This is a genomic window from Kushneria phyllosphaerae, assembly GCF_900312995.1.
Taxonomy (GTDB): Bacteria; Pseudomonadota; Gammaproteobacteria; order Pseudomonadales; family Halomonadaceae; genus Kushneria; species Kushneria phyllosphaerae.
Genome location: NZ_ONZI01000002.1, coordinates 667,697 through 683,464, shown reverse-complemented (window position 1 = coordinate 683,464; position 15,768 = coordinate 667,697). Strand labels below are relative to the sequence as shown.

Here is a 15,768-nt window from a genome sequence, read left to right as displayed (position 1 = left end):
GGGCAAAACGTCAAAAATCATGCCACGACGCTTCAGCAAACGCAGCCCCCGCCGTTAAATACAGCAACACACTCGATGGCTATCGCCTGTAGTGTCTCGGGTCACCCGTCGAAAAGGGTGACGAGCCCTGCACGATACGGCCCGTCGTCAGTCAGCAACAACATTTATGGGGTGCGCCATGGGTCGTACGGTGCAGGCATTATGTCACGATATTCGTTATCTGGCCGATGAGCTGGCGGCAGGGTCGACGTCGCCTGACGAGAAAAGACTTGCTCACCTGTCGACCTGCTGTAACACCCTGCTGGAACTGCTCGGTACATCCTCGGTGCCGGAAGTGTTTCGCCCGTCTTCGGACGATATTTCCCTGTCTCAACATGAGCGCATGCTGCTGTGTGAACATGACGTTATCTGGCACTGGCAGGCCCAGGACGATGCCCTGACGCTGTCATCACGCTGGGAAACGCTGTATCACGACAACGTCAAACCCCTCCTGCTGGCCCAGTGGTGCCAGAAGCTGCACCCCGAGGACCGCGACCGGGTGCAGGCGCTGTGTCATCAGGCGGCCGCTATCCATGGGCTGTCGAAAATCGAATTTCGCCTTCTGGATGGGCTGGGGCAGTGGCGTTTCGTGCGCCTTCGCATGATCAGCCATGATCAGGCTGGGGAGCCGGGGCTGACCGGGGTACTCAGTGATATTACCCACGAACGCTATCGTGATCCGGTCACGGGCCTTGGTAATTCCAGTCTGCTTGATCAGCTTCTGGAGGACGCTATTGGGGATGCGCCGGGCGCGCGCCACGCACTGGTCAAGATCACCCTGGTCAATGCCACGCTTTTGAGCGAGTCCGAGCACTTCAACAATACCCGCGAACTCGAGATCCGCATCGCCGAGCTGCTGGCGGAACTGCTGCCGGCCGGTCGGCTGATGGCGCTGCCCGATTTCAGCTATGCACTCGTCACTCCCTTTCATGATCAAAAGGCCATGGCGCGCCTGGTCGAGCCGATCCAGCAGATGCTGAGCCTGCCGCTGGAAACCCACACGGGGCGTGTGTGGCTGTCCCATGTGGTGGGGGTTGTCCCTTTCGAGTCCGGCAGCAGTGATGACGTCAAGGCCTTGAGAAAACAGGCACGTTTGACCATTACAAACGCCTCGGGAGCCGGGGTGGGGGGAATTCATTATTACACCGACGAGCTTCAGACGCAGGCCGCGCGAGCTCGCCGCGGTGAACAGCTGATCCGTGCGGCACTGGCCTGTGATGGCGTGCTCTGCTTTTTGCAGCCTATTGTCAGTGTCAGTGAGGGCGGGCGGGTGGTCGCCTTTGAAGCGCTGATGCGTCTGCGCGATGGGGAGGAGGGCATTGCCATGCCCGGCGCCTTTATCGAGGCGGCAGAATCCACCGGATTGATCCATCAGCTCAGCCAGCAACTGATCGACAAGGCGTTGCATATTCTGGTGGACCCGGCCTTTACCCAGCGTTTTGGCCGCGACTTCGTCATCAACATCAATCTGTCCCGCCATCAGCTCAAGGACGCGATGCTGGTCGATGACATGATGCGACTGATCCACAAGCACGGCGCTGACCCGCGCCGCGTCAATCTGGAAATTACCGAATCGGCCGTTCTGGCAGAGCCTGCCGTGGCGCTTCGCAACCTGGTTCGGCTGCGCGAGCACGGCATCTCCATCGCCCTTGATGATTTCGGCAGCGGCTACTCTTCGCTGTCACAGCTGTGCGAGCTGCCGCTGGATTGCATCAAGATCGATCGCCGCTTTGTCATGGATCTGGAGCGTGAGCCGCGCAAGCGTCACGTGATGACGTCGGTGATTGATCTGTGCCGTCGTCTCGAGTTTCGTGTGGTCATCGAAGGCGTCGAGGAGAGTGCCACGCTCAAGACGGTATGCGACATGGGGGCCGAACAGATTCAGGGCTTTATCTATGCCCGCCCCATGTCGTCTAAGGACGTGCTGGGTCGACTCAATGCCACGCTACTGCCGGTATCCCTGCAGCCGGCATCGCTCTAGACCATTGAGCCGACCCGCGGTCGATTGCGAACTTTCAACGTCGACTATGGGCTTTCAACCTCGATACAGCGGGCTTTTAACCTCGATACAGATGCTGCATCAACGCCAGCCACTGCTGACCGAAACGACAGTCCAGCCACTGGGTGCGGGATAAAAGATCGGCCAGTCGACCGGCCAGAGTGGCCACTTCAGGGTCATCATGACGGGTCAGGTTGAGCAGCGTTTGGCGTGCATCATATAAAAACGACGGCTGCTGGCTGTCCTGAAAGGCATCCAGGGCCAGAATGGCCCGTTCAAGGCACTGCTCCGGCATATCAAGGGCGCAGGGCGGCAGCGTCCATTGCTGCTCACGCAGTGACACGGCACGTGCCGCCTTGCTGGCATTGGCCGGACGCAGGGCGCACTGGCCGGCCAGCTGCTCTGCCAGCGACCAGAGGGCGTCTTCCCGGCCGCCCTTGAGTTCAAGCTCGATTTCATGGATGGCGACCCGATGCTCGCCGACAATGATCTCGCCGATATCCAGCGCCAGCTCGATGCGGCTGCCCTCATGCTCAAGCAGCCACTGGGTGCGCTGAAAGTCGGTGCGATAGACCGGCTGCAGCGACTGCCGAACGTCGTCCTGCTCAAACGGAGTCACCCCAAGGCCTGCCAGCCAGTCCGTGTCCAGACTTTCTGCATCGCGCGGGATTTCCCACTCGCCGCGCGTATGCAGACCGCCATGGCCGTGGCCGGCAGTCTTGACCGTCTGAACAAAGCGCTGGCCGTCGCCGCGCAGGCGCAGGGCCACTCGATACTGCTCCAGGGCGCGTCCGGGGGTGTCGTAATAGACATTGGCCAGGCGGTACGTCTCACAGGTGGTGGCCTGCAGTAGCGGGTGGGCCTTCAGCGTTTCGACACTGTCCTGACCCAGGGCCAGCTTGAGCTCCACTTCCTGTGGGGTATCAGAGGCGTTTATGACGGTATTGTCGTCGTGCGTGCTCGGATTCATGTGTTAATTCGCTCTATCCGGGGGCCAAACGTTAAATTTTCATGACGCCGGGGGGTCAGATAAATATACTGGGGTGGCCATTTTTCATTGCAGTGAAATTACCATGGTGTCATCCAATCCCTTTTCAGCACTGTTCGGCCGGTCGCCGTTCCAGCCGCTGCTTGAACATATCGACAAGACCGTCGAGTGCGCCGACCTGCTGCCGATCTTTTTTCAGGCAACCCTTGAGCAGGACTGGACGCGCGCCGGCGAGATTCGCAATAGCATCAGCGCCGGCGAGCATGACGCCGACGAGCTGAAAACCCATATCCGCATGAATCTGCCCAACAGCCTTTTCCTGCCGGTCTCACGCTCCGACCTGCTCGAACTGATCAGTGTACAGGACAAGATCGCCAACAAGATCAAGGATATCGCCGGAATCATGCTGGGTCGGCGCATGCGTATTCCCGAGGCGATGGAAGACATCTTTCAGGAATACGTGCGCACGGCCGTCGCTACAGTACATCAGGCGCGTCAGGCGCTGGCCGAGCTGGATGATCTGCTGGAATCGGGGTTTGGGCGCAATGTCTCTGATCTTCTGAGCGATCAGATTCGCAAGCTCCATGAACTTGAACACCAGGCCGACGATCAGCAGGTCATGATCCGGCGCCGCCTTTTTGAGCTGGAAAGGGATCTACCCCCCATCGATGTCATGTTTCTTTATCAGATCATTGACTGGATCGGTGAAGTTTCCGACCGCTCTGAACGCGTAGGCAGCCGCCTGCAAATCCTTTTGGCCCGATAGGCGCACGTCACCATCGGGTGCCGAAGTTCGGATAACGATATTTTCCTATGACCATCATTGCACAGCATGGCGAGCTCTTTATTCTTCTCGCCTGCGTTTTCGGTTTCTTCATGGCCTGGGGGGTTGGCGCCAACGATGTTGCCAATGCCATGGGCACCTCGGTTGGCTCCAAGGCCATTACCATTCGGCAGGCGATCTGCATCGCCATTGTCTTCGAATTTCTGGGGGCATGGCTTGCCGGCGGTGAGGTAACGGCCACCATTCGCAACGGCATCATCGATCCCACGCTGCTCAGCAGTGAGCCCCAGTATCTGGTCTATGGCATGCTGTCGTCACTGCTGGCGGCCGCCATCTGGCTGATGATCGCTTCAAAGCAGGGCTGGCCGGTATCCACCACCCATTCGGTGGTAGGCGCGATCGTCGGCTTTGCCGTGGCAGGGCTGGGACCATCCTCGGTGCAGTGGGGTGCCATTGGCCAGATCGTCTCGAGCTGGGTGATCTCGCCGGTCATCGCCGGGGTGATCGGGTTTTTGCTGTTCCGCTCGATTCAGGGCCTGATCTTTGAAAACAAGGATCCGCTGGCGGCCGCACGGCGCTATGTGCCGGGCTACATGTTTCTGGTCGGGTTTATCGTGGCCATGGTGACGCTGCTCAAGGGGCTGAGCCATGTGGGGCTGAACCTCAGCTTTACCGATGCGCTGCTCTGGGCCATGGGCGTGGGCGCGATCATTACCTTGCTGGGCATTTTGCTTGAAAGGCGTATCACGCATGAGCCGCGAGGGGGCAATCGCTCCAGTTTCACGGGCGTCGAGCGCATCTTCGGGGTCTTGATGATGTTTACCGCCTGTGCGATGGCCTTTGCGCACGGTTCCAATGACGTTGCCAACGCCGTCGGACCGCTGGCAGCTGTGGTCAGTATCGTGAATACCCATGGGCAAATCGGCGGTAACGCGGCGCTGCCCTGGTGGATTCTGATCCTCGGTGGTGGCGGTATCGTTTTTGGTCTTCTGACCTATGGTCACCGCGTCATTGCTACCGTCGGCACCGGCATTACTGAACTGACGCCCTCGCGCGGCTTTGCGGCAACGCTTGCGGCGGCCACGACCGTGGTGATCGCCTCCGGCACGGGGCTGCCGATTTCCACCACGCATACGCTGGTCGGTGCGGTACTCGGTGTGGGTCTGGCGCGCGGGATGCAGGCACTGAACCTGCGGGTGCTGGGCACCATCGTGATCTCCTGGCTGGTGACCCTGCCGGCCGGTGCGGCGCTGTCGATCATCTTCTTTTTCATGCTCAAGGGCATGTTCGGCTAGATCTTTGACCGCACTTTGCCACGATGTGACAAAAAAGGCCGCCGTGATTCACGGCGGCCTTTTTTATGGTCGATTCCTGTGGTCAATTCAGGTGGGTGCTGCCCGGGCCTGCGTTGGGGCGTCTGCTGCTTTAAGATAAAGGGGCCTTCACACCCGTGAGGCCCCATTGATGCCTGTTTGATCCTGGAGCCCCCTTGGATATCTCATTTCCCTTTGCCGACTGGTTTCGAAACTCATCGACCTACATCGATGCCCACCGGGGACGTACCTTCGTGGTGCTGATCGAAGGAGAAGGGCTGACGCCCGAGCGTCGCGCCCCGCTGATTCAGGACCTGGCGTTGCTGCATGTTCTGGGTGTCCGGCTGGTGCTGGTCTTTGGCGTGCGTGCCCAGGTGCGACAGGCGCTGGAGGAAGCGGCGCTGACACCGCAGCGCCACCAGGGGCGGTTCGTGGTCGATGAGGCCTGCATGACGCTGATCGAGCGCGAAGTCTCGACCCTGCGTCTGGCCATTGAGGCCCGACTTTCGCCGGGGCTTTCCAATACGCCGCTGCATGGCGTCGAGATCAATGCCATCAGCGGCAATCTGGTCATGGCCAAGCCGCTGGGCATTCGCGAAGGCATCGATTTTCTACGGGCAGGTGAGGTGCGCCGGGTGCGCAGTGATGCCATTCGCACGCTGCTGGATCAGCGTTCGCTGGTGGTGCTGCCACCGCTGGGCTACTCCAGCACCGGGGAGGTCTTTGATCTGGACGCTGCGGATATTGCCCGTCATGCCGCCATTGCACTGGGGGCCGACAAGCTGATCATCGTGGGCCGTGCCGGCGGGCTGCACAATGCTCAGGGCCGGCTGATGCGTCAGCCGAATCTGCAGGAGGCGCAGGCCCTGGCCTGCCAGCATGAGGATGCAGAGCTTGCCGAGCATGTGCACATTGCCTGCGATGCGGCGCGCCAGGGCGTTGGCCGAACGCATCTGGTGTCCTGGCAGGACCGCGACGCGCTGCTGGCAGAGCTGTTTACCCGCGACGGTGTCGGCACCATGATTACCCGCGAGCGCTACGAACAGTTAAGAGGGGCCCGTATTGACGACATCGGCGGACTGCTCGAACTGCTGCGCCCGCTGGAAGAGCGGGGCATGCTGGTGGCGCGCTCGCGCGAGCGTTTGGAGCAGCAAATCGATGACTATGTGGTGATCGAACGCGATGGCATGGTCATCGGCTGTGCAGCGCTTCATCCCTATGCTGAGGACGGTAGCGCCGAACTGGCCTGTGTGGCGGTTCATCCGAGCTATCGCGGCGGTGAGCGCGGTGACTTGCTGCTCGAAGGAGTGGAGCAGCGTGCCCGCGAGAAGGGGTTAACCACGCTGTTTGCCCTGACCACCCATACCCTGCACTGGTTTCTGGAGCGTGGCTTCGTGACCTCCGAGCCTGACGCACTGCCTCAAAGGCGGCGTCAACACTACAACCCGCAGCGCAACTCCAGAGTGCTGCTCAAGACATTGACCTCTCAAGGCCTGTCAAAGGCAGGAAAATGACACCAAAAACAGGGCTGTCGTCTTCTCAAGACAGCCATTCGAGGGGGTTGTCTCCTCAGGGAGACAGCTTTAATTCTCTTAAAAAACAGTGGGTTGTTGTTATTTCCAAGTTGCCGTGTCGCCATGTGGCGACGTTTTTGATGGCGGTCATGCTGTCATACCGCCACAAAAGAATAGCGCTGGCTAAAATTATTATAATAAGTCTTTGTTTTTAAAGTATAAATAAAATCATGGCACATATTTGGCTATGGATGATGCATGGCAATGCGGCACGTCATCAGGGCTTTCTCGGGACATCAGAATTTTCCAGTGACAAGCATGTTGAGATGTGTGCCTGCCAAATGACCCTTGCAAGGAGGCGCCAGGCCACCATGGCCGTGGCATGGATGCCACCTCGGGTCCGTCTTTCGAAGACAGCGCCTTGCCGGTGTCTTTGATCATGAAGAAGCTGCAAACGCTATCGAAAGCCTGACTGCCAATCTCGATCGCGTAGCTTCGGGCCCCTCCAGGCCCACGGTGTTTTGGCTCTGCATGGTCAGGCGTGCAGTGTCTTTCACCACATTACCCTTCAGTTCCCTGCGTATGTTGAGAGCCGGCCTTGCCGGCTCTTTTTTTATTCCATCGAGGCTAATGAAACTGAATGAGTGAAAAATGTGTACGGACGTTATCGAACGGTGAGAATATCGGTTATTCTCTCTCGCATTCCTCACGATTTCATTTAACGGCTCGCCTGTCGGAGATTGTCAACTCATGGCTTCTCGAATAAAGCGTCGGTGGCGTCCTCGATCCCTTCTTCAGCAGGTATTGACCGCCTTTTTGTTGGTCATGCTGCCGATCGGTGTATTGATTCATCTCGCCGGTCAAAGTTTTTCCCAGCTTTCAGAGCTGGCTGATGTCAGCGCCCGCGAGGCCGTCGACGAAACCCGTCGTGCCCGTCAGCTGACCAACCTCTCCACGGATATGGAACGCAGCGCCCGTCAGTATGCGGTGCTTGATGATCAGAGCCTGCTTGAAATCTATGGCGAGCGTCGCGCGCGCTACAGCGACCTGCTCAACGAGCACGCCGCATTCATGGGCGATAGCCCCCTGATGCAATCGCTGCGTCAGCAGCTGACCGTGCTGGAGACTCTGCCGACGCCCGGCGAGGAGAGCCTGAGCGCGCAACTGTCCGAATTCAGCCGCTTTACGGCCTCGACGGAAGCGCTGGCCGAGTCCACGCGACGCCAGGTGGATGCTCGCATCGACGAGATTCGCGCCCAGGCCGATCAGGTAACCACCCGACTGTGGCAGGCCACGCTGGCACTGGTCTCGTTCAGTCTGATGCTGATCCTCTTCTTTACCTGGCGTATCATTCGCCCGATTCGCCAGCTCGAGCAGCGCATCCTTGGTATCGGCGGCAATGAGGATGCCGAGGAGAGTCGCCCGATTCAGGGCCCGCTGGAGCTGGTCAATCTGGAAGAACGCCTTGAATGGCTGTCGGCGCGCCTGCGTGAGCTCGAGGAACAAAAGCAGCAGTTCCTGCGTCACATGTCTCATGAGCTCAAGACACCGCTGGCCAGCATCCGTGAAGGTTCGGGACTGCTGGCTGATGGCGTGGTCGGGGAGATGAGTCAGCGTCAGCGTGAAATCGTCCTCTTGATCGATGAAAGCGGTCAGGAGCTGCAAACGCTGATCGAGCAGCTGCTGGACTACAATTTGCTCCAGCAGAATCGGCGTCTCAACGTGACGCGCTTTGACGTGGCAAGCGTCATTCATGAGGTGCTTTCCAAACATCGTCTCGCCCTGCAGCAAAAGGGCATGGTCGTCGAGGAGCGTCGCGCGCCGCTGTACTGGCAGGCTGATCGGGCACGTACGGCTCGTATACTCGACAATCTGGTGTCCAATGCCATTGCCTATGGCGCAGACGAGGGTCGGCTCTATATTTCAGCGAGCGCCGATCAGCAGCACCTGACGCTGGATGTGGCCAACAGCGGCCAGGCCATCAGCGAGCGTGACCGCGACCATCTGTTCGAGCCGTTCTATCAGGGCAGCTCGCAGCGCAAGGGGCCGCTCAAGGGGTCCGGCATCGGGCTGTCGGTGGCGGCCGAAAGCGCGCGGGCGCAGCACGGCACGCTGAGTCTGATCGAGGATTCGATCAACGGCTGTGAAGTCTGCTTTGAGCTGGTACTTCCCTGGATCGTGGAAGAGTCTTCACAGGACAACCCTTCTTTACCCCGGGCCGCAAGGGAAAAGGCGGCGCTGGCAAGGATATGACAATGAAGCACAATCTGATCGCAGGCAGTCTTTTAACAGCGACCCTGCTGCTGAGCGGATGCGCCATGATGGGCGATCGCGTTTCCGGCGCTGCCGAGGAGTGCATCACGCGGGGGATCCCCACCATGGTGGATGATGAATGCCTGCTGCCGACATGGGTCGCCTTTGGTCGTTCTGCGCAAACCGGCACACAGCAATGGCGTGATGAAGTGCTTCAATACATGAGTAGCGACACGCCTCGTGGCGGGCTGGCCCGTGCGGTGGTCTTTTCTCAGGAAGACGCCACGCACTGGCCGACAGGTCTGGCCCTGTTCAAGCGCTATACCGCTCAGGCCCCCGAGAGCATTCAGCCCTTGCTGCAGCAGTGGCAAAGAGATCTGGAGCGTCGCATTGATCTTCAATCCAGACTTCAATCCAGGCTGGATGCACAGCATAATCGCAGCACTCAGGGTAACAGTCGGCAGCGCCAGCAAATACAGTCGCTGGAGCAGGAAAATGTCGAGCTGAAAAAGAAACTGGACGCCCTGACCGCGATAGAGGAGAGCATGAACGCCAGGCAAACCCCCTGAGCCCTCCTCGCGCGTCGGGTGTGCAAGGAGACATACGTGAAAACTGCCCATCTGCTATTGGTCGACGATGATCCAAGCCTTCTCAGGCTATTGGGAATGCGTCTTGAAAGCCGTGGCTATCGGGTCAGTACCGTTGAAAGCGGGGCCCAGGCACTGTCACTGGTCGAGCAGCAGCGCCCCGATCTGGTCCTGTCGGACCTGCGCATGGATGGCATGGACGGCATGGCGCTGTTCGGGGAGATCCAGTCCCGTCATCCGGGCCTGCCGGTCATTATCCTGACCGCGCACGGCTCCATTCCCGAAGCCGTCAACGCCACCCGTCAGGGGGTATTCGGCTTTCTGACAAAGCCCATCGATCGTACCGAACTCTTTGCCCTGGTGGACGAGGCGCTCATGCAGACCTCACCGGCCAGCGGTCAGGCAGACCCTGCCTGGCGTCGCGACATCATCACCCGCAGTACGGTCATGGAGCAGGTGCTTGAGCAGGCCGGCAAGGTGGCCGGCAGCGATGTCAGCGTCCTGCTCTCCGGCCCCTCCGGCTCTGGCAAGGAGCTTCTGGCGCGTGCCCTGCATCGCGCCAGTGCCCGCGCCGAGCATCCTTTTATCGCCATCAACTGTGGGGCGCTGCCCGAACAGCTGCTGGAAAGTGAACTGTTCGGCCATGCCCGCGGTGCCTTTACCGGCGCGGTGAACGCGCATGAAGGCCTTTTTCAGGCCGCGCATGGTGGCACGCTCTTTCTCGATGAAATCGGCGACATGCCCCTGTCACTGCAGGTCAAGCTGCTGCGGGTGCTTCAGGAGCGTCAGGTACGTCCGCTGGGCAGCACGCAGAGCGTCGATGTGGATGTCCGCGTGATCTCCGCGACCCACCGGGATCTCAACGCCGCAATGAGCGAGGGCACCTTCCGCGAGGATCTGTTCTACCGGCTCAATGTGGTCAACCTGCGCCTGCCGGCCCTGCGTGAGCGCCCCGAGGACATTCCCATTCTGGCGCGCTATCACCTGGAGCTGGCCGCCGATCGACACAAGCCTTCGGTGAAGGGGTTCTCGAAGGAGGCCATTAACCTGCTGGCCTCCCATGCCTGGCCGGGCAACGTGCGCCAGCTGGTCAACGTGGTCGAACAGTGCGTGGCGCTGTCCAGTGCGCCGATTATCGCCCATGCGCTGGTGGCACAGGCGCTGGCCTCCGAGGACAACGCGCTGCCATCGTTCAATGCCGCGCGGGCCGGTTTCGAGCACGGCTACCTGGTCAAGGTGCTCAAGATCACCGAAGGCAACGTTACCCAGGCCGCGCGCATTGCCGGGCGCAACCGCACCGACTTCTACAAGCTGCTCGCGCGTCACGAACTCGATCCCAACAGCTTCAAGCCGGCCTACGTTACAGGCCCGCTGTGATCAACGCTTCAGCCGCCGCTTCACTTCCACCTTCAGCCGGCCCTCGCCCAGACGGGCCGTGAGCACTTCCCCGGGGGTGGTGTCTGTTGATCGACGCACCACGCCCGATGGGGATTCCAGAATCGCGTAGCCACGCCCCAGCACGGCCAGCGGGCTGACTGCATTGAGCTCGCGCATTATCCCTTCCAGCCGTTGACGCTGTGCGTTGATCTGGCGCTCGGGCGCTGCCATCAAGCGCTGTTCCAGGGCACCCAGGCGTTCGCGGCGGTCGCGCACCATGCGCTCGGGGGAAGCCTGCTGCAGACGGGCCTGATGGCTGGTCAGCTGCTGGCGGGCCTGTGCCAGCCGATACGTCGTGGCCCGCGTCAAACGGGCCTCCAGATCATTGAGGCGCTGGCGCTGGGTGCTCAGGCGTTCGCCGGGGTGGCGAAGGCGCGAGGCCGCGTGGTCCAGACGCTGCCCAAGCTGCTCGAGCTGGCGCTGCTGAGCGCTGTTGAGGCGCTGCGTCAGGGTGGCCAGGCGCCCCAGAATGTCGCGGCGATCCGGCACCAGCCGCTCGGCGGCAGCCGAGGGCGTCGGGGCGCGGACGTCCGCTGCCAGATCGGCAAGCGTCGTGTCGATCTCGTGGCCCACGGCGCTCATGACCGGAATGGGACTTGCCTGAATGGCACGCGCCAGACGCTCATCGTTGAAACACCACAGATCCTCCAGGCTGCCGCCACCGCGGGTGATCAGCAGCGCGTCAAAGCGGCCGTCACGGCCGGCGGCTTCCAGCGCACGGATCATCGCAGGTGCTGCCTGATCGCCCTGTACCGGCACTGGCAGCACGCTGACGTCCAGCAGCGGCCAGCGCGCCTGCAGCACGGCCAGCACATCCTGAAGGGCCGCGCCGCTGCCCGAGGTAATGATGCCCAGATGCTGCGGCGGGCAGGGCAGTTCACGGGCGTTATCGAACACGCCTTCGGCCTCAAGCTTCGTCTTCAGCCGTTCCAGTGCGGCCAGCAGAGCGCCGCGACCGGCCTCCTGCACCGCCTCCACGATCAGCTGATAGTCGCCGCGAGGCTCAAAGATCGAGACCTTCGCCCGAATGCGCACGCTGTCGCCTTCGCGCATGGGAGCGGCCACAAAGCGCGCGCGATTGCGAAAGAGCGCACAGCTGACCTGGGCGCGATCATCCTTGAGGGTGAAGTAGAGATGCCCCGAGGCCGGGCGTGACACGCGTGAAAGTTCGCCTTCCACCCACACCTCGCCAAAGGTGGCTTCAAGCGTGGTACGGGCGCGCCGATTGAGCTCGAAAACGCTCAGGGTTTCAAGGGGTGAAGACGGGGGCATGGCGGCTCCGTGCAGGGTGGTTTTATTCGATGCCAACAGTCTGGCACGGGCATGTGCCGGTGTCTGCTGATGTGATGGCCTCAAGCCGTGCCCTGCAAAAGACGGCGTATATGGCGGCAATAGCGCGCAGCCGGCGGGATGTTCGTTGTATGGGCGGGCCGCAGGCGTTAAAATGTTCGATTAATTATTCCCCGCCGCCTGTACAACCCACTCAGTGGACGCCAGTTATGCTGCGTATAGCTCAAGAAGCGCTTACGTTTGACGACGTATTACTTGTTCCCGGTTATTCCGATGTCTTGCCGAAGAACGTCTCTCTGAAATCCCGCCTGACCCGCAACCTCTTCCTCAATATTCCGCTTGTCTCCTCTGCCATGGATACCGTCACCGAAGCTCGCCTGGCGATTGCCATGGCGCAGGAAGGGGGCATCGGTATCGTGCACAAGAGCATGTCGATCGCAGCTCAGGCCGCTGAAGTACGCAAGGTCAAAAAGCACGAAAGCGTGATCGTGAAGGACCCCGTCACGGTCAGTCCTGATGCCAAGCTCACCGATCTGCTGGCCATGGCCAAGGAATACGGCTATTCCGGTTTCCCGGTCGTGAAGGGCGAAGAGCTGGTCGGCATCGTGACCGGTCGCGACATGCGTTTTCAGCCCAACTACAGCGACAGCGTCGAAGCAATCATGACGCCGCGCGAGAAGCTGATTACGGCGAAGGAAGGCACGCCGCTGGAAGATATCAAGCGCCAGCTGCAGGAACATCGCATCGAGAAGATTCTGATCGTCAGCGATGACTTTCACCTGCGCGGTCTGGTCACCGTGCGCGACATCGAAAAGGCCCGCACCTACCCGAATGCCGCCAAGGACAGCGACGGCCGTCTGTTGGTCGGCGCCGCGGTGGGTACCGGTGAAGACACCGGCGATCGCATTCAGGCCCTGTATGAGGCCGGCGTCGATGTCATCGTGGTCGACACCGCTCACGGCCACAGCGCTGGCGTGATCGAGCGCGTGCGCTGGGTGAAGCAACACTTCCCTGAACTGCAGGTCATCGGTGGCAACATCGCCACGGCTGCCGCGGCGAAGGCACTGGCGGACGCCGGCGCAGACGCCGTCAAGGTCGGCATCGGCCCGGGCTCGATCTGCACCACGCGCATCGTCGCCGGTGTGGGCGTGCCGCAGATCACTGCCGTTGCCGATGTCGCCGAGGCGCTCAAGCCCTACGACATTCCGCTGATCGCCGATGGCGGCATTCGCTTCTCCGGGGATATCGCCAAGGCGATCGTGGCCGGTGCGCACTGTGTCATGGTCGGCAGCCTGCTGGCGGGCACCGAAGAGTCCCCGGGCGAAATCGAGCTCTATCAGGGCCGGACCTACAAGGCCTACCGCGGCATGGGCTCGATGGGCGCCATGTCCCAGACCCAGGGCTCGTCGGATCGCTACTTTCAGGACAAGAACGAAGGCGTCGAGAAGCTTGTGCCCGAAGGCATTGAAGGCCGCGTGGCCTACAAGGGCCTGATGAGCGCCATTGTCCATCAGATGATGGGCGGCCTGCGCGCTTCGATGGGCTATACCGGTTCGCACGATATCGACACCATGCGCACCGTGCCGGAATTCGTTCGCATCACCAGCGCAGGCTTTGCCGAGTCGCACGTCCATGACGTGCAGATCACCAAAGAAGCACCGAACTACCGGAGCTGATGGCGTGCCCTGTCTGACCCGAACCTTTGGCCATCACGTGCCCTCGGGTATCGGGGCGGGCAGGGCATGTGCCTCGGTGACGAGGTTGCCCGGATTGAAGAGCGGGAGGCGAAAGCTTCCCGCTTGTTTATTTATATCCTCGCCGTTCTCGGCTGTGTAGAGAGATCCCATGACCGACATTCATGCCCACAAGATTCTGATTCTCGATTTTGGCTCCCAGTACACCCAGCTGATCGCCCGCCGCGTGCGCGAGATCGGGGTCTATTCGGAAGTGCGCGCCTTCGACATCACCGAAGAAGAGATCCGCGAGTACAACCCCAACGGCATCATCCTCTCCGGCGGGCCGGAATCGGTCTCGGAGCTGGATTCCCCGCGTGCGCCCCAGTGTGTGTTCGACATGGGCCTGCCGGTGTTTGGCATCTGCTACGGCATGCAGACCATGGCCGCTCAGCTCGGCGGTGCCACCGAAGGCTCCGAGAAACGCGAATTTGGCTATGCCCAGATCAGCGTCTCCTCTGAGGATGACCTGCTTGGCGGCATCAAGGACCACATCGGTGAGCACGGCGATGCCCTGCTGGACGTGTGGATGAGCCATGGTGACAAGGTTGCCACCGTCCCCGAACAGTTCGAGATCACCGCCTCCACGCCGAGCTGCCCGATCGCCGCCATGAGCTGGGCCGAAAAGCGTTTGTATGCCGTGCAGTTCCACCCGGAAGTGACCCACACCACCCAGGGCCAGCGCATTCTCGAGCGCTTCGTGCTCGAAATCTGCGGCTGTGAAAAGCTCTGGACCCCGGCGAAGATCATCGAGGATCTTTCGATGCGTGTTCGCGAACAGGTCGGTGACCGTCACGTCCTGCTCGGCCTGTCCGGCGGAGTGGATTCCTCCGTGGTGGCAGCGCTGCTGCACAAGGCGATCGGCGATCAGCTCACCTGCGTTTTCGTTGATAACGGCCTGCTGCGCAAGGATGAAGGCGCCCAGGTGATGGACACCTTCGCCCAGCACATGGGCGTGCGCGTCATTCGTGTCGATGCCGAAGACGAGTTTCTCGGCAAGCTCAAGGGCGTGAATGACCCCGAAGCCAAGCGCAAGGCGATCGGCAACACCTTCATCGACGTGTTCGACCGTGAAGCCGCGAAGATCGACGGCGTGGATTTTCTCGCTCAGGGCACCATCTATCCGGACGTGATCGAATCCGCCGCCTCGAAAACCGGCAAGGCGCACGTCATCAAGTCGCACCACAACGTGGGTGGCCTGCCGGAGACCATGAAGCTCAAGCTGGTCGAACCGCTGCGCGAACTGTTCAAGGACGAGGTGCGCAAGCTCGGCCTCGAACTCGGCTTGCCGTACGACATGGTTTACCGTCACCCGTTCCCCGGGCCGGGCCTGGGCGTGCGCATTCTCGGTGAAGTGAAGAAGGAATACGCCGACATTCTGCGCGAGGCGGATGCCATCTTCATCGAAGAGCTGCACAACGCCGACTGGTACCACAAGACCAGCCAGGCCTTTGCCGTGTTCCTGCCGGTCAAATCCGTGGGCGTGGTCGGGGATGGCCGCCGCTACGAATGGGTCATCGCGCTGCGTGCGGTAGAAACCATCGACTTCATGACCGCCCGCTGGGCGCACCTGCCGTATGAGCTGCTGGAGAAGGTCTCCGGTCGCATCATCAACGAGATCAGCGGCGTGTCGCGCGTGACCTATGACGTCAGCAGCAAGCCGCCCGCGACGATCGAGTGGGAATAACTTCCAAACCGGAATAGCTGTATAGCATTAGTTTAAAAAGCCACCAGTGAGCGATTGCTGGTGGTTTTGTCGTGTTTTAAGAGCTTGTTATTGAATGGCAACAACTTTCGGCAAAGCGTAATCTAGCAAAAGCTTTTTGGGATA

11 protein-coding genes are annotated in these 15,768 nt (G+C 60.7%); 9 read left to right on the top strand and 2 right to left on the bottom strand.

The window, feature by feature from the left end:
* The first annotated feature begins 178 nt into the window (after nucleotides 1-178).
* On the top strand, nucleotides 179-2,020 hold the full coding sequence (locus KSP9073_RS09030; RefSeq protein WP_165814213.1) for an EAL domain-containing protein: 1,842 nt from the start codon (nucleotides 179-181) through the stop codon (nucleotides 2,018-2,020).
* Nucleotides 2,021-2,096: 76 nt separating this feature from the next.
* On the opposite strand, the gene KSP9073_RS09025 is transcribed toward KSP9073_RS09030, so the two are convergent.
* Nucleotides 2,097-3,008 (bottom strand): CYTH domain-containing protein, encoded by a 912-nt coding sequence (locus tag KSP9073_RS09025; protein ID WP_108842623.1) that lies wholly within the window; start codon nucleotides 3,006-3,008, stop codon nucleotides 2,097-2,099.
* A 103-nt stretch (nucleotides 3,009-3,111) separates the two neighbouring features.
* On the opposite strand from KSP9073_RS09025, the gene KSP9073_RS09020 reads away from it, so the two are divergent.
* The 6 genes from KSP9073_RS09020 (at nucleotide 3,112) to glrR (ending at nucleotide 10,854) form a co-directional block, all read left to right on the top strand.
* Nucleotides 3,112-3,792 (top strand): TIGR00153 family protein, encoded by a 681-nt coding sequence (locus tag KSP9073_RS09020; protein ID WP_108842818.1) that lies wholly within the window; start codon nucleotides 3,112-3,114, stop codon nucleotides 3,790-3,792.
* A 47-nt stretch (nucleotides 3,793-3,839) separates the two neighbouring features.
* Nucleotides 3,840-5,105, top strand: coding sequence for an inorganic phosphate transporter (locus KSP9073_RS09015; protein WP_108842622.1), 1,266 nt, complete (start codon nucleotides 3,840-3,842; stop codon nucleotides 5,103-5,105).
* A gap of 194 nt (nucleotides 5,106-5,299) precedes the next feature.
* Nucleotides 5,300-6,637 (top strand): amino-acid N-acetyltransferase, encoded by a 1,338-nt coding sequence (gene argA, locus KSP9073_RS09010; protein ID WP_108842621.1) that lies wholly within the window; start codon nucleotides 5,300-5,302, stop codon nucleotides 6,635-6,637.
* 750 nt (nucleotides 6,638-7,387) lie between these two features.
* The gene (locus tag KSP9073_RS09005) at nucleotides 7,388-8,890 is read left to right on the top strand and encodes a sensor histidine kinase (protein ID WP_108842620.1); all 1,503 of its coding nucleotides are present in this window, start codon (nucleotides 7,388-7,390) and stop codon (nucleotides 8,888-8,890) included.
* Nucleotides 8,891-8,892: 2 nt separating this feature from the next.
* Entirely contained in the window at nucleotides 8,893-9,459 is a 567-nt protein-coding gene (locus KSP9073_RS09000) for a hypothetical protein (protein WP_165814212.1), read from the top strand.
* Nucleotides 9,460-9,495: 36 nt separating this feature from the next.
* Nucleotides 9,496-10,854, top strand: coding sequence for a two-component system response regulator GlrR (glrR, locus tag KSP9073_RS08995; RefSeq protein WP_108842618.1), 1,359 nt, complete (start codon nucleotides 9,496-9,498; stop codon nucleotides 10,852-10,854).
* Here glrR and xseA read toward each other — a convergent pair whose 3' ends face one another.
* Complete coding sequence (xseA, locus tag KSP9073_RS08990; RefSeq protein WP_108842617.1) at nucleotides 10,855-12,186, bottom strand: exodeoxyribonuclease VII large subunit; 1,332 nt, start codon at nucleotides 12,184-12,186, stop codon at nucleotides 10,855-10,857.
* Between the two features lie 227 nt (nucleotides 12,187-12,413).
* Between xseA and guaB the strand changes: the two genes are divergently transcribed.
* Nucleotides 12,414-13,880, top strand: a complete 1,467-nt coding sequence (guaB, locus tag KSP9073_RS08985) for an IMP dehydrogenase (RefSeq protein ID WP_108842616.1) — start codon at nucleotides 12,414-12,416, stop codon at nucleotides 13,878-13,880.
* A 169-nt stretch (nucleotides 13,881-14,049) separates the two neighbouring features.
* Entirely contained in the window at nucleotides 14,050-15,624 is a 1,575-nt protein-coding gene (guaA, locus tag KSP9073_RS08980) for a glutamine-hydrolyzing GMP synthase (RefSeq protein ID WP_108842615.1), read from the top strand.
* The last annotated feature ends 144 nt before the right edge of the window (nucleotides 15,625-15,768 follow it).